This window comes from Clostridium sp. DFI.5.61 (assembly GCF_024462915.1).
Lineage (GTDB): Bacteria > Bacillota > Clostridia > Oscillospirales > Oscillospiraceae > Lawsonibacter > Lawsonibacter asaccharolyticus.
The window spans coordinates 1-18,025 of sequence record NZ_JANGBZ010000062.1 but is presented as its reverse complement, the minus strand read 5'-3'; the positions used below and the strand labels follow the sequence as shown (position 1 = coordinate 18,025).

Below are 18,025 nucleotides of genomic sequence, written 5' to 3'. Positions count from 1 at the left end.
CCCCCCGCCCCCCCCCCCGCCCCCCCCCCCCCGCCCGCCCCCCCCCCCCCCCCCCCCCCCCTGCACAGTTGGAAGGGGGATCAGGATGAGGAAATCGGGATCAGAAGATGCCCTGAGCCATCATGGCGTCGGCCACGCGCTGGAAGCCCACGATATTGGCGCCGGCCACCAGGTCATAGCCCAGGCCGTAGCGCTCGGCGGCCGCCACAGAGGAGTGATAGATGTTCGCCATGATCTGATGCATCTTGGCGTCCACTTCCTCGGCGGTCCAGTACAGCCGCTCGGCGTTCTGGGCCATCTCCAGGGCGGACACGGCCACGCCGCAGGCGTTGACGGCCTTGGAGGGGGCGATCACCATGTGCTTCTGCTCCTTCAGGAACTCCAGAGCGTCGTTGGTGGTGGGCATGTTGGCAACTTCGATGTAGTACTTGATGCCGCTGGCGGCGATCTTCTTGGCGGAGTCCATGTTGACATCGTTCTGGGTGGCGCAGGGCATCATGATGTCCACCTTGTCGGCGCCCAGGCCCCAGGGCTTCTCCCCGGCATGGAACTCACAGCCGAACTTGTCGGCGTAATCCTGGACCTTGTCGCGGCCAGAGGCGCGCATCTCCAGCAGATAGTTGATCTTTTCGTCGGTGACAGCGCCATCGGGATCGTAGATGTAGCCGTCGGGGCCAGCGATCGCGACCACCTTGCCGCCCAGCTCGGCAGTCTTCTTCACCACGCCCCAGCCTACGTTGCCGAAGCCGGAGATGGCCAGCCGCTTGCCCTCGATAGACTCGCCCTCGTGCTTGAGGACCTCCACCAGATAGTACACGGCACCAAAGCCGGTGGCCTCCGCACGCATGATGGAGCCGCCGGTGGTCACGGCCTTGCCGGACAGAGCGCCGAACTCGGAGGCGCCCACCAGACGGCGGTACTGGCCATACATATAGCCGATCTCACGGCCGCCGCAGCCCAGGTCGCCGGCGGGGCAGTCGATGTCCTGGCCGATGTGGCGGTACAGCTCGGTCATGTAGGCCTGGCAGAAACGCATGACCTCGGCGTCGCTCTTGCCGCGGGGATCAAAGTCAGAGCCGCCCTTGGCGCCGCCGATGGGCAGGCCGGTCAGGGCATCCTTGTACACCTGCTCAAAGCCCAGGAACTTGATGATGGACAGGTTGACGGAGGGATGGAACCGCAGGCCGCCCTTGTAGGGGCCCAGGGCGCCGTTGAACTGGACACGGTAGCCGCGGTTGACCTGATAGTGGCCCTGGTCATCCAGCCAGGTGACGCGGAACTCGATGGTCCGCTCGGGCTCGATCATCCGCTCCAGAAGGGATGCCTTCTCATACTCGGGGTGGGCGTCGATCACGGGGGCCAGGGAGGTCAGGACCTCCTCCACGGTCTGCAGGAACTCAGGCTCGCCGGCATTCTTCTGACGGCACTCTTCCAGAACTCGGTCGATATACTTGCTCATTGCACTCATTCCTCCTAATTGATATATGTGTGTGTTTGGTCAAAATCTGACGGATTCCCTTCATTTCAGGGGAGGGCTCCGTTTCGCCCTCTTCATGTATAGCATAACACAATTCCAGCAGAGCGCAAGCACGTTTTTTGTGGATGTTACCACAACAAAAAAACTGTGGTATGAGAAAAACAAAACATCCCATTTAAAAAATCGATCGATTTCCCCAAAAAAGGCCGCGGCCTCATAAGATGGCCGCGGCAGCGGAGAAAATGCAGGATTTTAGTCAAATGCCAGTCCAAGATAGGCGGTGCGGGACCAGTCCCAGGCCTCCTCCCGATCCGGGGAGAGCCACTTGAGCATCCCAAACTGCCAGCCGCCGGACGCTGCCGGACGCTGGGCCAAAGGGCCCCGCACCAGAAAGCGCTCCCCCGGGACCATCCGGGGCAGATGGGGCAGAACGGTCCGCAGCTTCGTGCCCAGCAGCTCCTTATACACCACCAGACCCGCCCCGTCCCCTTCGGCGCAGGCGCAGACAGGGCCGTCCTCCGTCTCCCCCGCAAACAGGCCTCCGCCGGACAGGGCGCAGCATCCGGCCTGATAGGCCAGCGCCTCCTCCGGATAGGCGATGTGGGGGCAGTCTGCCAGGATCTTCTCCCGCACGGCCCCGTATTCCGCCGGAGAGACGGGGCGCAGGGGGTTGTCCCAGGCGGGGGCAGGGAGCTCACCTGGGTCCAGGTCCTCCTGGAGCAGGGTAAAGCACTCTCGGAAGCCGTTGGCCCCGAAGAAGTTGTGGAGGGAGGGCTCCGCCGGGACGGTGGTCACCGCAGGGATGGCCAGACCGCGGAAGTATTCGTCCGCCCCCGCCAGCAGCCGGCCCGCCAGCCCCCGGCCCCGGGCCGCCGGGTCGGTGGCCACGGCATAGAGGTACGCCGCCCGGAAGCGGCCCTCCCCGGGGAGGACCAGCTGAGTATCGAACCAGGCGGTCATGGACTGGACCACGCCGTCCTCCTCCAGCAGGAGCATCCGCTCCGGCTTGTAATAGGTCTGGTAAAAGTTGTCCACATAGGCCCCGTCATCCCCGAAGGCCAACTGCCAGAGCTCACGCTCCCGGGCGGCATCGCCTGGGGTCCCAAGACGTATCTGCGTCATGCCGTATCCTCCTCTTTTTCAGACAGACATACCGCCTGCCCTCTCTCAGTGAGGGGCAGGCGGCCCTGTGCTCCTCAGTATCCGGGGTACACGTCGCTTTTACGAGGCATGATGACGGCACAGGCCAGATAGACCCAGAAGGCAGTGGAGAAGGTGACAAAGGTGGCGATCACCCAGCCTACCCGCACCAGAGTGGGGTCGATGTCAAAGTACTCCGCGATGCCGCCGCACACGCCGCACACCATCTTATAGGGCCCCTCTGTCTTATACAGCTTCTTTTTCTCCATGACATGCTTCACTCCATTTCCATGAGATCGCCGAAACGTTCTTTCTGTGGATAGGATACTACACAGAACCTGAAAAAATCATAGGGAACGGATTAAAAATGCTTTAATTTTTTCCACCGCCCCGCTCCAGATACCACAGCCGCCGGGCCAGCAGGGTAGTGGAGAGGACGAAAAATATCTCCAGCGCGCTGCTGATGATCCCCACCATCGCGAACAGCACCAGGGAGAGCAGCACCGTCACTCCCAGCCACTTCATACAGTCCCAATAGCGCTGCCGGTCCTGCCGCGCTTTCTGGAGCAGGAGCAGAAACAGGGACAGCACCAGCAGGCAGCTGGCCGTAAAGGCGCATATCACATGCAGATCCGCGATCTTCGGCAGCTCATCCGGGGTATAGGGCAGCACCACTGCCGACAGCAGCAGGAAGCCTCCCAACAGGCAGAGCCGGGGCCACAGCGGCCTGGGCAGCGCGGCCATCACCGGCAGCAGGACGCACAGCAGATAGACCCCCACCAGCATCCCCCACAGGAAAAAGCCGTGCCGCTGGTCCCGGGCGGCGGCGATCACGGAAAAATTCGTAGTGAACCAGCGGGTGTCATGGGTAAAGAGCAGGGTGTAGAGCGGGATCAGAAAACAGGCGAACAGATCCAGCAGACGCGCCCGCCAGTCCGGCCGCAGCCACTTTCTCACCCGTTCCCTCCCACTTCCTCCAGCTCCCCCGCCTCGTTGAAGCGGACGGCCCGGATCTCGTTGCCGGTGTTCTTGCGGATGTCATCCAGCCGGATGCTCTCAGTGATGGTGGACACCAGGGTATAGGCCGCCCCGCGGCGGCGGGCCCGGCCCGTCCGGCCGATGCGGTGGATATAATACTCGTTCTCGTCGGGCACGTCGTAGTTGAACACCGCGTCCACATCGTCGATATCCAGTCCCCGGGCGGCCACATCGGTGGCCACCAGCACCCGCAGCTCCCCGTTTCGGAAGCGCTGGAGGGTCTTCTCCCGCACTCGCTGCTGGATGTCCCCGTGGATGCCCTCGCAGGAGATGTCCCGCATCTTCAGCAGACCGGTGAGGCGGTCGGTCATGTTCTTGGTATTGCAGAAGGCGATGACCCGGTCATACCCCCCCAGCTCCATCAGGCGTACCATGGTGTCCACCTTCCGGTTCCGTTCCACCTCCAGGCGGTACTGGAGGATGTCCGGCTTGTTCTCCTGGTCGGCGCGCACCGTGATCTCTACCGGGTCCCGCTGGTACACCCAGGAGATATCCATCACTTCCCGGGAAATGGTGGCGGAGAACATGCCCAGGTTCTTCCGTTTGGGCATCAGGTCCAGGATGCGGGTCACATCCCGGACAAAGCCCATGTCCAGCATGCGGTCGGCCTCGTCCAGCACCACCGTCTCCACCTTATCCAGCCGGACGGTGCGCCGCTTCACATGGTCCATCAGGCGCCCTGGGGTGGCCACCACGATCTGGGGGGCCTTTTTCAGCTGGAGGATCTGTTTGTCGATGGGCTGCCCGCCGTAGAGACACACGGTGCGCACCCCCTCCTTGAACGCGCACAGGTCCCGCAGCTCGTCCCGGATCTGGATGGCCAGCTCCCGGGTGGGGGCCAGCACCAGGCCGGTGACCTGGGTCCCCTGGGGATCGGCGTGCTCGACCATAGGGATGCCGAAGGCAAAGGTCTTGCCCGTTCCGGTGGGGGCCTTCGCGATCACGTCCTTCCACTCCATGAAGTAGGGGATGGCCCCCGCCTGGACCGGGGTTGCCTGGACATAGCCCTTTTTGTCGATGGCCCGCATCAGCTCCGGGGACAGGTTCAGGTCCGCGTACCGGACCTTGTCGTTGACGATCTCGCCGTTGATTTCCATATCTCTGTTCATCCTTTTCCGCATGTCTGGTCCGATCCAAGGCCCCCTCTCACCGCCCGCGGTGCTCCGCGGACCAGACACGCCCTTTCCCCGGCGCGGCCTCAAATCAGCTGGGGAGGTCTGCCCTCCCCCCAAAAGCCCGCTCCTGTGCGGGAATTTGTATCATTTTATCATAGTCTGCCCCAAGAAGCAAGCGAAGCGCCGCCCCTGCGGCCCTTTCCAGCCGATTTTCCCCATTTCGCTGTTGTGCTCCCGGCCGCGAGGTGCTAAAATAAAACAAAAACTCCCGCTTTTCGGGAGCTGTCCAAAGGAGGACCACCATGCCCTACGCTGTGCTCGCCGCCGCCCTTGTCGCCTTGGACCAGCTGGTGAAATATCTGGTCAGCCACAACATCCCCCTGGGGGGCCATGTCCCCCTCCTCCCCCACCTGGTGGAGCTGACTTACTTTCAAAATACCGGCGCCGCTTTCTCCATGCTGGAGGAGCACACCTGGCTGCTCACCCTGATCTCCGCCGTCATGTCCGTGGTGCTGGGCGTGGCGGTGTGGAAGAAGTTCTTTGCCCACCCCTTCGGCCGCTGCGCCCTCACCCTGGTCCTGGCAGGCGCGGTGGGCAATCTGATCGACCGGGCGCTCCAGGGCTATGTAGTGGACATGTTCAACGTCCTTTTTATGGACTTCGCCATCTTCAATGTGGCCGATATCTGCGTGGTGGTGGGCGGGATCGCCGCCTGCGTCTATTATGTCTTTTTCTATGAGAAGCTGGAAGGAAAGGGGACCCTCCATGAGCACGCTGACGCGGACCGCTGACCGTCCCGGCGAGCGGGCGGACGCCTTCCTGGCCCGGGTGGTGCCTGACCTGACCCGTTCCGCCGCCCAGCGGCTGCTGGAGGCCGGCGCGGTTCGGCTGGCAGGCAGGCCGGTGCGGAAAAACTACCGCACCGCCCCCGGAGACGTGCTGGAGGTGGACATCCCCGCCCCCCAGCCGGTAGACCTGGTCCCCCAGGATATCCCCCTGGACATCGTGTACGAGGACGGGGACGTGATCGTGGTCAACAAGCCGGTGGGGATGGTGGTACACCCCGCCCCCGGCCATTCGGACGGCACGCTGGTCAATGCCCTGCTATATCACTGTGGAAATACCCTCTCTGGGATCAACGGCACCCTGCGCCCCGGCATCGTCCACCGCATCGACCGGGACACCAGCGGCCTGATCATCGCCGCGAAGAACGACCGGGCCCACCTGTCCCTGGCCGCCCAGCTCCAGGACCACAGCCTGTCCCGGGTCTATGAGGCGGTGGCGGTGGGCGGGCTGCGGGAGGATTGCGGCACCGTGGACGCCCCCATCGGCCGACACCCTGTGGACCGGAAGAGGATGGCCGTCGACCGGCAGAACGGCCGGGAGGCGGTGACCCACTGGCGGGTGCTGGCGCGCTACCCGGGCTTCACCCATGTGGAGTGCCGCCTGGAGACGGGACGGACCCACCAGATCCGGGTCCATCTGGCCTCAATCGGCCACCCTCTGCTGGGCGATGTGGTCTACGGCAGCAAAAAGCCGGTGCCCGGCCTGGCCGGCCAGTGCCTGCACGCCCGGCGGCTGCGGTTCACCCATCCCTCCACTGGACAGCTTGTGGAGCTGGAGTGTCCCCTCCCCGGCTGGTTCCAGGATGTACTGGACCGGCTCTCCCGCCTGAATTGACTGCGCCTCCCCGGTCCTTCAGCCAGGGAGGCGTTTTTTCACCCGCTCCCCATGGGCGGCATAGGATAGAGGGCTGTAAAACATGGTGGAAACGGGGGTGCCGGGCTTGGAGCAGACGGGATGGGACGCCCTGCGGGGCCAGCTGAACACCCTGGACACCTCTCTGCTGTTCCTGGCTCTCCTCACCGGGGCCACCGCCCTCTCCTGGGCCATCCTCTCCCGGCAGCGCGGAGCCCTTCTCTCCCTCCTCTCTGGAGAGGACATCCCGGAGCCGGACCTGATTCCGGCCCGGCTGGCCGTCTCCGCCCTGGTGGTTGGCTCCCTGAGCTACTTTTTTCTGCTGTCCCTGGAGACTCTCTGCACCGCTCGATCCCAGGGGGCGGCAGCCTGTGCCTCGGCCGGGCGCAATGCCCGTGCCTCCCTGCTGGTGCTGGCGGCTGCTCTGATCCGGCTGTATGACCTCAACATCCTCCGATGCACCGCTCCCGCCCTGGAGTCAGAAGAGCTCCCTGCCTAGCGGACCGCCGCAATAGAAAACACCGCGCCTCCTCGGCTCTGGGCCGGAGGGCGCGGTGTTCTCGTTTCAGTCGATGACAGTGCCGTTCCAGTAGTACTCCGCCTGGGGCAGATCCAGATCCTCCTCGGTCAGCGGCTGGTCGTAGGGGTTGACCAGCTCGTTCAGGGTGGGCAGGATGTCCTCCGCCTGGAAGACAAAGCAGTATTTGTATCCCCGGACCACGCCCTCGCCCCGGCCCTCCAGAGTGCCCTGGGTGATGCCGGTATCCAGGTCCACTCCCACTGCCTGGCTGGCGAAGTAGAGCATGTCGGTGGTGGACAGGTCTGTCTTGACATACTCCTGGAAGATCTCCACGAACTCCTGCACCTTGGTCAGGGAGTTCCAGGAGACCACTTTCTTGGCCAGGGCCACCAGCACCTGGCGCTGCATCTCCGCCCGGCCCACGTCGGTGTAACCGCTCCCGTCGTTGTTGTGGCGGAAGCGGACCACCTCCATGGCCTGCTGACCGTTCAGGTGGTGCTGGCCCTTGGTGTAGTGGATGTGCAGGTCCTGATAGGGGTCGTCATAGTTCATCTCCTCCGGGATATAGACGTCCACCCCCTCCAGCTCGTCCACCAGGGCCACGAATCCCTTCAGGTCCACATAGATGTAGTAGTCGATGGGGATGCCGAAGGTCTGCTCGATCTCCTCCTTCAGCACGTCCACCCCCGCCCCCGCGTAGGCTCCGTTGATCTTGGGGTCCTTTCTCCAGTCCCGGTTTACCGCCGTATCCCGGGGTATGGAGATCATCCCCACCTTCTGGTTGGCTACATCGTAGCTGACCACGATGATGGTGTCGGTGTTGGCGCTCTCCCTGTCCCGGCCCAGAAGGACGAAATTGTACACATCCTCCCGCCTCTGCCGTCCTGCGGGCTGCTCCTGTTCCACCGGCTCCGCCGCCTGGCTCCCGCTGCCGGCGGGGGGGGCCGGGTCGGGCTCCTGGGGGATCTCAGGCGGCCGGACCGTCAGGTTCCACACCGCGTACACCCCCACGATCACGGCGGATAAAGCCACCAGTATTCCGTAGAGCACCATTCCGATCCGAAAAAGCGGGCTGCGCTTTCGGCGCTTTCCTCCCCGCTGTGTCTGTATGCGTGCCAGAGCTGTTCCCCTCTTTCCTGTTTCGGCAATATACCTGTCCAGTATAACCAGTTCGCCTCGATTCGGCAAGAGGGACTTTTTCTCTTTTAAAAATTTTAAAAATTGGTTCCTCCCTTCAGGAGATCATCTCCGCCCCCACGGCATAGCTCCAGCCGTCCCCCTCCTGCCGGGCGGTGCAGTCATAGAAACAGTAGGCCCCCAGGCTGGAGCGGTATTTCTGGAGCGAAAAGGTGTGTCTCCCGTCCGCCTCGATGCTGTCCTCCACGGTGAGCAGCAGCCCGGCGGGGAACTCCTCAAAGCCGCTGTCCGGGTCCGCCCGGATCAGACCCTCCTCCGCCAGCTCCTCCAGGGTGCCCCGGCGGGTGTCCAGCCCAAGTTCGGCACCTAAGGTCTCCATGACCCCCTCCTGCTCCCGCTCCGTCAGGCCGGTGCAGCCGGTCCAGTCAAAGGCCAGCAGCTCCGCGCCGCTGTTCAGGCCCGGATCAGTCTCCCACAGGTCCCTCAAGGCCCGGCAGTACAGCTCCGCCAGGCCAGTCAGGGGCTCCGGCCGGGTCTGTGGTCGGGTGCGGAACACATAGCTGGCTGAGCCCACATCACCCCACTGGGCGCAGATCTCATACACGCAGTCCCCGTCCCCCGGGAGCAGAACGGTCCCGTTCTCTGCCTCCAGGGTCTCCGCCTGGTCCTCCCCCTCCTGGGTCCGCCCCACATATTCAGCGGGCCAGCGGCGGAGGGTCACCTGTGTGGGCTGGACCTCGAAGGCCAGCGTCAGCGCCGGGGCGAGGGAGGCCACCCCTCCCCCCTCTGTCTGTTCCGCCCCCGCGGGGATGCCGGTATAGAGGACCGGGTATTCCTGACTGTCCAGGGGGTGGAGGCCGCAGGCGATCCAGGTCTCCCCCTCCCCATCCGGTCCCGCTTTGCTCCAGCTGGCGTTCCCCGACCAGGACAGGGTGATCTGGTCCCAGCCGCAGGATACGGTGAGCGCCGGCGGCTCCGCCAGCTCTTCCAGGGCCTTCTCCCCATCGGAGAGGACCTGGGTCCCGGTGGTCTCCCCCGCTCCGCTGCTCTCTCCCCCCGCCGGGGCCCGCTCTGAAACGCAGGCCGGAGCGCAGGCAGCCAGCGCCAGCATCAACACCAGCGCCGCCGGAACGATCCATTTTTTCATCTCTCTCCGCTCCTTTCTTACGGCTCCGCCTCCAGCAGATGGTCCAGCGTCAGGGCGTCTCCTTCCCCCTGCAGAACGGCGGAGAGGAAGCTGTCACTCCATCGCGCGGCCTCCTCCCAGGGCTCCTCCGCCCCGGCAGACGCCCGGCTCTCAGTCTCCAGGACGACCCACATGTCTCCGGTCAGAAACTGGCTGTGACACAGCCCCTCTGCCCTGCCGTCTCCGTCCAGGTCCCCTGTCAGTCGCCAGGCAGTGACCTCTGTCCCGTTCACCTCCGTCACTGTCCCGCCGGGGACGGCCTCCCCTGGGGAGGGCAGGTCTCCCGGAGCCAGGGTGAGGGCAAAAGAGGTCTGCGCCTCCTCCCCGACTCCGCCCCCCCGTACTGTGACCCGGAGCAGGGCCCCCGAAGCGTCATACAGGGCCTCTCCCCCCAGCTGGCCGCAGTCCCAGCCCAGCTCCCGAAGCAGATCCTCCCGAAAGAGGGCGGTCAGCTCCTCTGGAGTCAGCGCCCGGCTCCGTGTCTCCGCTGCCGGGGCCTGGTCTGTCAAGGCTGCCCCCAAGCCCTCCTCCCCCCGGTACAGCGTCCCAATGTCCGGGTAGTTCACCGCCCACACAGGGGGCGAGAGCTGCTTTTCATCCTCCTCCATGGCCTCGGAGCTCCCCTGGTGCGCGGCCCCGCTCTGGGCGGACTGCATCCCGGCACTGTCCATGCTGTAAGCCTGGGCGGCCCCATCCGGCTGCCGGACGCCGCCGGCCCAGGCCAGTCCTGCTGCCAGCACACAGCAGGCAGCCAGTATTCCCCACCGGTACCGGTGGGGAGCCCGCCCCGCAGGGGCGGGCCCGTCACCCTCCGCCAGCGCTGTCAGCCGGGCGTGGAGCGACGGGGATACCCCCTGCCGGTCCATATACTTTTTGTATTGATTCATTTTGTTTCTCCTTCTAGCAATCGCCTGAGCCGGGACCGGGCCCGGGAGAGCCGGGACCGGACGGTCCCCTCCGCCTGTCCTGTGAGCCGGGCGATCTCTCCGGTGGAGAGTCCCTCGTAGTAAAACAGATGGATGACAGCCCGGTCTGCCGGCGGGAGGGAAAAGATCTCCTCCAGCTCCTGCCGCTCCTCCGGCTCTGGGGCGGGGAGGGACTCCCACAGGGGGACGCTTCGCCGCCGCCAGGCGGCCCGCAGCCGGTCCCGGCACCCGTTCACCAGCACCCGCATCAGCCAGGCGGGAGGACTGTCCAACTCCGCCGGAGCCTTTTCCAGAAATTTTAGAAAGGTGTCCTGCACCGCGTCCTCCGCCTCCTGGGCGTCCCCAAGGATGGCCAGTGCCGCCCGGTACAGGCGGTCCTCATTTTCTTTCACCAGCGTCTCCCAATCCACCGGCCGGTTGGATATCTGAGACATCCCCTGCTCCCCCCTTTCTATCCCTTCAGACGGATGAGCCCGCCCTTTTGCTGCACGGAACGGAAAATTTTCTGCCTGCTGTCTCTGCTCCTTTAGACGTCCGCGCTCCCAAAAAGTTCCACCCCCCCTGCCGGGGGCAAAAAAACGGGGGCCCGGTCTCCCGGCCCCCCGTCCCTGTTCCGCTCTCCTCACCCCTGTCCGGACGCCCCGCCCTCCAGGCGCTCCACCGGCCTGACGTATTTGAAGCACCGCCCGGGGTCATAGTAAAAATACATCAGCCGCCCGGGGGTGAGATCCAGGCGGCAGCCAGCCCCGGTGTAGTCAAAGCCGGCCATGGCGGCCTCGATCCGCTCTTCTACGACATGGTTCTCTCCCTCGTAGTCAAAGGGCCCATGCTCGAACACCACGTACTCCCCCTCCGGCACGTCCATCAGCCGCAGCTGGGGCGGCACCCCGCCCCCGTAATCCGAGGGGAGCCTCACCCCCCAGCACTCGGTCCGGGGGATCCCCCAGCCGCACAGACGGCCTTTCGGGTCGTTCCGGTAGGCCATGATCTGGCCGCTCCCGCAGTTGGCCTCGCTCCCGCCGCTGTCGTCCAGCTTTCCCTTGATGCTGTCCAGCAGGCCGCAGACGGTGTCGTAGTCCTGCCCCGGGATCTCGGCCTGTCTCTGCCAGAAGTCCCAGTAGCCGTTGCTCTCCCGGTCCTCCAGATACAGGAATTTGTGGGCAGGGATGGTGACAAAGTAGATCTTCACCCCCTGGCAGGAGCCGATCATGCCTATCTCCTCCGTACCGAAAAAGTACCGGTCAATGGGGCGCAGCTTGGTACGCAGCACCACGGGCCTGGGGTTGCGCCGGTACTCCCCCGGGGGCACGCCATAGGCTCGCCGGAAGCCCCGGGTGAACGCCTCTTGGGAGGAAAAGCCATACGCCAGCGCAATGTCCAGCAGGCTTTTCTCGCTGTCCCGCACCTCCTTCAGGGCAAAGGCCAGCCTCCTGCCCCGCAGATAATCCCGAAGCCGCATGCCCGAGATCTCCCCGAACTTTCTGGTGGTATAAGATTCTGAGTAGCCCAGCCTGCGGGACAGGGCCTGCAGGGTCAGCGCCTCGCTGTCCTGCTGCCGGATACACCGGTCTATCTCGTCCACGATGCTCTGGATCTGCCGCTCCCACTGATACATTTCCACCGCTCCTTCCATTAATGTGTCTTCCCCCTTATGATACCCCATTTCCTCCGCCGCCGCTTGATCCCAGCTGCTCAGTTCCCCTTCCCAGATATAAAAATCCCCGCCGGTCAGAAGGCCGGCAGGGAGCGCACTTACAGGGGCAGGATCCAGGTGGCGAAGAAGAAATAGATCAGCAGGGAGAGTGCGTCCACAATGGTGGTGATGAAGGGGGAAGCCATCACCGCCGGGTCGATGCCCAGCTTCTCCGCCGCCATGGGCAGAGTGCAGCCCACTACCTTGGCGCACAGCACGGTAAAGACCAGGGTCAGGCAGACCACCAGGGCCACCAGGGGGGTGACCTCCGGGTTGTGCATCAGCCACCGGTCTACCACCATCATCTTGACGAAGTTGGCGGCAGCCAGGCACACGCCGCACAGCACCGCCACACGGATCTCTTTCCACACCACGGCCACCAGGTCGGAGAAGTCGATCTCATCCAGGGACAGGGCGCGGATCACCGCCACCGACGACTGGGAGCCGGAGTTCCCGCCGGTGCCCGAGAGCATGGGGATGAAGGAGGTGAGCACCACACAGGCCGCCAGGGCGCTCTCAAAGCTAGTGATGATGATGCCGGTGAAGGTGGCGGAGAGCATCAGCAGCATCAGCCAGGGGATGCGGGAGCGCCAGGTCTCCAGCACGCCGGTCTTCAGGTAGGGCTTATCTGAGGGCAGGATGGCCGCCATCTTCTCGAAGTCCTCGGTGGTCTCCTCCTCAATGACGTCCATGGCGTCGTCAAAGGTGACGATACCCACCAGCCGGTTGTCGCCGTCCACCACCGGGATGGCGGACAGGTCGTACTTGTTCAGCAGCTGGGCCACGTCCTCCTTGTCCTCATGGGTGTTGACCGAGAGGACGTTAGTCTCCATGATGTCCCGGATGCGGGTCTCATAGGAGGACAGCAGCATCCGCCGCACCGTGACCACCCCCAGCAGCACCCGGTTCTGGGTGACATAGCAGGTGTAGATGGTCTCCTTGTCGATGCCCACGCTGCGGATGCGGGCAAAGGACTCCTCCACCGTGGCGTCTGGGTGGAGAAAGACGAACTCCGTGGTCATGATGGAGCCGGCGGAGTCCTTGGGATAGTTCAGCAGTTGGTTGATCTGGCTGCGGGTGGAGGCGTCGGTGTTGCGCAGGATCCTGGAGACCACGTTGGCAGGCATGTCCTCGATGATGTCCACCGTGTCATCCAGGTACAGCTCGTCCAGCACCTCCCGCAGCTCCCTGTCGCTGAGGGCCCCGATCAGCTTCTCCTGGTCCTCGGTGTTCTCCAGGTAGGTGAACACCTCCGCCGCCGTGTCCTTGGGCAGCAGGCGGAAGACCAGGATCTCCTGCTCCACGTCCAGCTCGTCCAGGAACTCGGCGATGTCCACCTCGTTCATCTGGGACAGCAGCTCCTTCATGCTGCGGAACTTCCGCTGTTCCACCAGCTCCAGCAGCAGGTCCAGGTCATAGTTTTCGTGCATGCGTTATTTCCCCCTTTTGTTCATCGCTTGGAACAATTCGGGACGCAAAAAGGCCACAAGGGCGACGGACATCTGGAAAACGGCAGGCTGGGCGGAGCCCCGCTTTCGGCTCCTGCCGTCTTTCAGATGCACTTCGACCCTGTGGCCGCACACGAAAGGGGCGGGGGCTTCCCATCCCCCGATCTGTTCAGATACCGGCGGCGCGGCGGGACCGCAGCAGGCCCCTGTTCTGCGCCGCCCCCCGTTCGTGACAGCGGTCGTCCCGATCCCGATGGCGACTTCGGCCTTCCATGCGTTCCCACATCCTCTCCCGGCATATGCTCAGGGGGCTCCCCCTTCTGCCTGTATGGGTCCCCGTCCGCTCCGGGCGGTGACCTGTATCTATCTCTCAGTATAGCATTCCCATCCGCATTTTTTCAAGTAAAATCTTTGCTCATCCGGCCTCCTCCGGGCTTTTTGCCGCCCAAGTCACCTCCGTGCCGGTCTTGACGATGTTGATGTAGCTGTGGCCCACGCCCAGAGCCGCTGGCTGGCCGTCCTCCCGATAGAAGGAGAGCCGGTCGCTCTCTCCCTCCCGCTCCCAAGTGATGGGCCAGGCCAGGCCGTCCCGCACCAGCAGTCCGCCGCCGCTGCCGGTAGTGCGCACCTTCAGCCGGCCCGCGCTGTCCCCTGAGAGCTGGGACACATCGGTATAGAGCACCAGCACGTTTTTCACCGCCACCTGCTCTCCGGTGTTCCCGTCCACATAGGGCTCGCCGTACTCCTCCACCAGATACAGCCCGCTGTCCGGGTCGTATTCAAACACGCCGGTCTTATAGGTGGAGAAGGGGACGGTGAGGATCTCCGCCGCCTCTCCTCCGGCCTCCGGACCCTCCTGGAAGGTCCAGCCCACCTGGAACCCCTCCTCGTGGTCCAGACGCACCCGCTGGTAGGTGGGCAGCAGCTCCTGGATGGTCTCGCTGGAGGTGAGCACTGAGTGCTCCAGGCCGGCGCTCCGCCGACGCTCCTGGTCCCGCCAGAACAGGGTGCCCTCATAGGGGCCGTTGACGCAGTCCAGGGCAGTGACGCCCCGGCTCTTGATGAACTCATATGCCTGGGGGCTGCCCCCGGCGTGGAGGTAGACCGCATCGTGTCCATAGGCCAGGGAGGCATAGTAGTCCCGGGCGGAGCGGACCGTTCCGATCTCTCCCGCCCCCGCCACATCCTGGAACACGGCCATCATTCGGGTGATGCCCCCCTCCGCCAGGATCTCATAGATCACATCCGCCTGGGATACCCCCACCTGGGGCAGTGCCTTCTTCAGGTTATTGAGCATGACAGCGATGGGCCGCCGGGCGCCCACATCCACCTCGCAGCCCTCGCCGGTGAGGGGGTTGGTGTAGGGCAGGACGGGCTCCGGTTCAGGCTCCGGCTGGGGCACCAGGACCGACACCGCGGGCTCGTTGGGGCCCTCGGGCTCGCTGGCAGCCCCCTTCCCGCCGCAGGCGGGCAGCGTCAGGACCAGGAGCAGGCAGGTCAGCAGGCAGGCCAGGCGTTTGGTGGGCATCTCAGATCTCCCCCTCTTGCTTTCTTTCCTTTATCATACCCGCCCCAGGGGCGGGTGTCAATCTCATGCGTGTCGATGGAGGGGGAAAACTTGCCGGCGGGGCCCAAAATACACAGCGGGCCGCCAAAAGGGCGGCCCGCTGTCAAACTGGGCGTTCAGTTGAACTTATAGATCTTCCGAGCCAGCCGGTAGAGGCCCACCGACAGCCGCCGGCCCTGATAACCCGGGAAATTGGTAAAGGCGGAGACGGCCCGGTACTTCATCTTGTGATAGATCCCGGTGTCCACCGTCCGCAGATATTCCCACAGCTGGGTCTTCTTCCCCAGGCACTCGGGGGTGTCGGCGATGGTGAGGAAGATGGAGGAGATGGCCATCATCATGGCCAGATAATTGAACATGTACCGCCCCAGCTTGGGCTGCTCTGCAGTGAGGACCCGCAGGTCGTGGGAGTCGATCATCTGATAGGTGACCCGCAGCTGCTGGTCCACCCGGCCCACCATCACCGTCTCGTTGACGGACTGGTCCGCCCGGCCGATGAAGTAGCGGTACAGGTCCACATCCAGATAGTAGATGTTCCGCACCGAGGGCAGGGGCTGATACACGAAGATGTTGTCCACATAGAAGGTGTGCTTGGGCAGCTCCAGCCCGCAGTCCCGCAGCAGCTGGGTGCGGTAGATCACCGAATGCATCAGCAGATACTGGGAGGGGCGGAAGCGCCCGATCTGCTCCCAGCCGAATACCCGGTTGCGGGGAAACACATTGCGGTAGTGCATCACCCGCTGGGTGTTGTCCTCCACATGCTCATAGACGTAGTTGCACACCAGCATATCCACCAGCTTGCCGTCCCGCACGAACTGACGCAGCTTGTCCAGGGCCTTCTTCAGAGCGGGCACGTCCACCCAGTCATCGGAGTCCACCACCTTGTAGTAGACGCCCCGGGCGTTCCGGATACCCTGATTGACTCCCTCGCCGTGGCCGCCGTTCTCCTGGTGGATGGCCCGGACGATATCGGGGTACTGCTGGGCATAGCGGTCGCAGATGGCGGGGGTGTCGTCTTTGGTGGAGCCGTCGTCCACCAGAATGATCTCGATGTCGTCGCCCCCCTGGAGCAGCGTCTCCACACAGTGGTCCATATAGGCCGCCGAGTTGTAGCAGGGGACGGCAAAGGTGATCAGCTTATCCATACTTCTTTCTCCTGTCTGTCAGGTTTTGGGCGCGGTCCGGGCCGCAGGGTCAGATCAGCTGTCCGGCCAGCTCCAGCGCCCGGGCCACGATGGCGTCCATGTTGTAGTATTTATATTCCGCCAGGCGGCCCAGCAGGTGCAGGTTGGGGAACCGCTCTGCCAGCGCCCGGTATCGGGCATACAGTGCGTTGTTCTCCCCATTGATGATGGCGTAATAGGGCGTCTCCTCCGGCGCGCCGGTGTAGGCCCGGGAGAACTCCTTCACGATAGTGGTCCTGCCCTCCAGCTCCTGGCCCGTCATGTGCTTGAATTCGGTGATGCGGGTGTAGGGCTGGTCCACAGTGTAGTTCACTGTGCCCCGGCTCTGGAACCAGGTCTGGTCCAGGGTCTCGAACCGGAAGTCCAGGGTGCGGTAGGGCAGGGGGCCGAAGCGGCGGCCGAACAGCTCATCCGCCGCGCCGGTGTAGACCACCGGCCCCTGGAACGGGACGCCGTCCACCGTCAGCACGTCCCCGTCCAGTCCCAGGTGGGGGATGGCGTCCTCCCCCAGCCGGACAGTAATGTTGGGGTGGTCCAGCATGGCCTCAAAGAGGGGGGTGTAGCCCTTCAGGGGCATGCCCTGATACTCGTCCTGGAAATAGCGGTCGTCCTCCGACAGGAAGACAGGCACCCGGGCAGTAGTGTTGGGGTCGATCTGATCCGGGGTCTGGCCCCACTGCTTCATGGTGTAGTGGACGAACACGTGCTCATAGACGTAGTCAGCCACCTTGGCCAGCTCCGGGTCCTGATTCTGGCGCAGCTCCAGGATGGTGACCTTCTTCTCTGCGCCGTAGGCGGCGATCAGCTTCTCCCCCAGACGCTTCCCCTCCTCGGGTCCGAAAGCCTTCCGCAGGGAGGTCAGGTTGAAGGGCACCGGCATCTGCATCCGGCCGCCGTCCGGGGCCGGCAGGTCGGCCACCACCCGGTGCTGGTAGTCCCGCCACCGGGTGAAGCGGCACAGATAGCGGAATACCGCCTCGTCATTGGTGTGGAAAATATGGGGGCCGTACTGGTGGATCAGCACGCCCGCCTCATCCAGCCGGTCATAGGCGTTGCCGCCGATGTGGTCCCGGCGCTCCAGCACCAGGACCCGCTTTCCGCCCCGCTCAGCCAGCTCCCGGGCACACACCGCGCCGGCATAGCCCGCACCCACCACCAGGGCGTCAAAATTCAATTCCAAGGGGTCTCCCACCTTTTTCTGTTTTTTGGGGACAACGCCCCATGCCGGGACAGTATATCATAAATTTCCCTGAAAGGAAATAAAGAATCGATTAAATGTGGATTGAAATGGTGCCGGACAACGGGCGCAGATATAAATTTTACGATGTAAAAATTCTTATTTACAAATATCATATAGATTGGTAATATATGGGCGGAGCCAATTTATAATTGGGGATGATTTGAAAAAATGAAGCGATTTGTCGCCGGCCTCGCACTTTTATTCCTTGCCATCACAGGCTGTTCTGCCCAGGAAGCGGCAAGCAGTACGCCGCATATATATCCCCCTCTCATTTATGTGAATGATTGTCTTTATCATGACCTAGGACGGTTCAGAGCCGTCACAAAACTGCCAGACGGATGGATATTATGGGGAGAGGTGGAGCAGCGTGTGCCCCAAACCGAGGAAATTCCAGAAGAAAATTTCACATCCAACTCTTTAGACCCGGGAACTGAGCTGTTTGCCAATGAAACGGATGACACGAAGATCTATGCAAAACTGGAGGAAAAGTATTATCTTTTGTATGAACAGGTTATAGAAGAGGATGCGGACTCCTAATGCCGCAGCGAGTCAATCACTTTAACAGATCGCTGCAACATATATTGCAGCGATCGTCCTAAAAGAGGCGGGGGGGGGGGGGGGGGGGGGGGGGGGGGGGGGGGGGGGGGGGGGGGGGG

Annotated in this window: 18 protein-coding genes; 4 read left to right on the top strand and 14 right to left on the bottom strand. The window is 63.5% G+C overall.

The window, feature by feature from the left end:
- Positions 1-100: 100 nt before the first annotated feature.
- The 5 genes from gdhA to NE584_RS16930 form a co-directional block, all read right to left on the bottom strand.
- The gene (gene gdhA, locus NE584_RS16950; protein ID WP_050623111.1) at positions 101-1,459 is read right to left on the bottom strand and encodes an NADP-specific glutamate dehydrogenase; all 1,359 of its coding nucleotides are present in this window, start codon (positions 1,457-1,459) and stop codon (positions 101-103) included.
- Positions 1,460-1,729: 270 nt separating this feature from the next.
- Positions 1,730-2,599 carry a GNAT family N-acetyltransferase gene (locus tag NE584_RS16945; RefSeq protein WP_108980268.1) on the bottom strand — a complete coding sequence of 290 codons (870 nt, stop codon included), beginning with the start codon at positions 2,597-2,599 and terminating at the stop codon, positions 1,730-1,732.
- A gap of 74 nt (positions 2,600-2,673) precedes the next feature.
- Entirely contained in the window at positions 2,674-2,886 is a 213-nt protein-coding gene (locus tag NE584_RS16940; RefSeq protein WP_050623109.1) for a PspC domain-containing protein, read from the bottom strand.
- A 103-nt stretch (positions 2,887-2,989) separates the two neighbouring features.
- Positions 2,990-3,574 (bottom strand): hypothetical protein, encoded by a 585-nt coding sequence (locus NE584_RS16935; protein WP_256183327.1) that lies wholly within the window; start codon positions 3,572-3,574, stop codon positions 2,990-2,992.
- Complete coding sequence (locus NE584_RS16930; RefSeq protein WP_050623108.1) at positions 3,571-4,752, bottom strand: DEAD/DEAH box helicase; 1,182 nt, start codon at positions 4,750-4,752, stop codon at positions 3,571-3,573. Before NE584_RS16930 ends, NE584_RS16935 begins: the two co-directional genes overlap by 4 nt.
- A 320-nt stretch (positions 4,753-5,072) precedes the next feature.
- Between NE584_RS16930 and lspA the strand changes: the two genes are divergently transcribed.
- From lspA to NE584_RS16915, 3 genes are all read left to right on the top strand, one after another.
- The gene (gene lspA / locus NE584_RS16925; protein WP_256183326.1) at positions 5,073-5,561 is read left to right on the top strand and encodes a signal peptidase II; all 489 of its coding nucleotides are present in this window, start codon (positions 5,073-5,075) and stop codon (positions 5,559-5,561) included.
- Entirely contained in the window at positions 5,536-6,450 is a 915-nt protein-coding gene (locus NE584_RS16920; RefSeq protein WP_256183325.1) for an RluA family pseudouridine synthase, read from the top strand. The genes lspA and NE584_RS16920 overlap by 26 nt, the downstream gene beginning before the upstream one ends.
- 82 nt (positions 6,451-6,532) lie before the next feature.
- Complete coding sequence (locus NE584_RS16915; RefSeq protein ID WP_108980266.1) at positions 6,533-6,967, top strand: hypothetical protein; 435 nt, start codon at positions 6,533-6,535, stop codon at positions 6,965-6,967.
- 66 nt (positions 6,968-7,033) lie between these two features.
- On the opposite strand, the gene NE584_RS16910 is transcribed toward NE584_RS16915, so the two are convergent.
- From NE584_RS16910 to glf, 9 genes are all read right to left on the bottom strand, one after another.
- Positions 7,034-8,038 (bottom strand): LCP family protein, encoded by a 1,005-nt coding sequence (locus tag NE584_RS16910; RefSeq protein WP_256183324.1) that lies wholly within the window; start codon positions 8,036-8,038, stop codon positions 7,034-7,036.
- Positions 8,039-8,222: 184 nt separating this feature from the next.
- Entirely contained in the window at positions 8,223-9,272 is a 1,050-nt protein-coding gene (locus NE584_RS16905; RefSeq protein ID WP_256183323.1) for a hypothetical protein, read from the bottom strand.
- Positions 9,273-9,289: 17 nt separating this feature from the next.
- Positions 9,290-10,198 carry a hypothetical protein gene (locus NE584_RS16900; RefSeq protein ID WP_256183321.1) on the bottom strand — a complete coding sequence of 303 codons (909 nt, stop codon included), beginning with the start codon at positions 10,196-10,198 and terminating at the stop codon, positions 9,290-9,292.
- Entirely contained in the window at positions 10,195-10,671 is a 477-nt protein-coding gene (locus NE584_RS16895) for an RNA polymerase sigma factor (RefSeq protein ID WP_256183320.1), read from the bottom strand. The genes NE584_RS16900 and NE584_RS16895 overlap by 4 nt, the downstream gene beginning before the upstream one ends.
- A gap of 188 nt (positions 10,672-10,859) precedes the next feature.
- Positions 10,860-11,852 (bottom strand): helix-turn-helix transcriptional regulator, encoded by a 993-nt coding sequence (locus NE584_RS16890; protein WP_256183319.1) that lies wholly within the window; start codon positions 11,850-11,852, stop codon positions 10,860-10,862.
- A gap of 137 nt (positions 11,853-11,989) precedes the next feature.
- Positions 11,990-13,360 (bottom strand): magnesium transporter, encoded by a 1,371-nt coding sequence (mgtE, locus tag NE584_RS16885; RefSeq protein WP_256183318.1) that lies wholly within the window; start codon positions 13,358-13,360, stop codon positions 11,990-11,992.
- A 433-nt stretch (positions 13,361-13,793) separates the two neighbouring features.
- Positions 13,794-14,906, bottom strand: coding sequence for a DUF3048 domain-containing protein (locus NE584_RS16880; protein WP_108980259.1), 1,113 nt, complete (start codon positions 14,904-14,906; stop codon positions 13,794-13,796).
- 155 nt (positions 14,907-15,061) lie between these two features.
- On the bottom strand, positions 15,062-16,090 hold the full coding sequence (locus NE584_RS16875; protein WP_050623096.1) for a glycosyltransferase family 2 protein: 1,029 nt from the start codon (positions 16,088-16,090) through the stop codon (positions 15,062-15,064).
- A gap of 49 nt (positions 16,091-16,139) precedes the next feature.
- The gene (glf, locus tag NE584_RS16870; RefSeq protein WP_108980258.1) at positions 16,140-17,309 is read right to left on the bottom strand and encodes a UDP-galactopyranose mutase; all 1,170 of its coding nucleotides are present in this window, start codon (positions 17,307-17,309) and stop codon (positions 16,140-16,142) included.
- A gap of 228 nt (positions 17,310-17,537) precedes the next feature.
- Between glf and NE584_RS16865 the strand changes: the two genes are divergently transcribed.
- Positions 17,538-17,906: a hypothetical protein gene (locus tag NE584_RS16865; RefSeq protein ID WP_108980257.1), complete on the top strand. Its 369-nt coding sequence runs from the start codon at positions 17,538-17,540 to the stop codon at positions 17,904-17,906.
- The last annotated feature ends 119 nt before the right edge of the window (positions 17,907-18,025 follow it).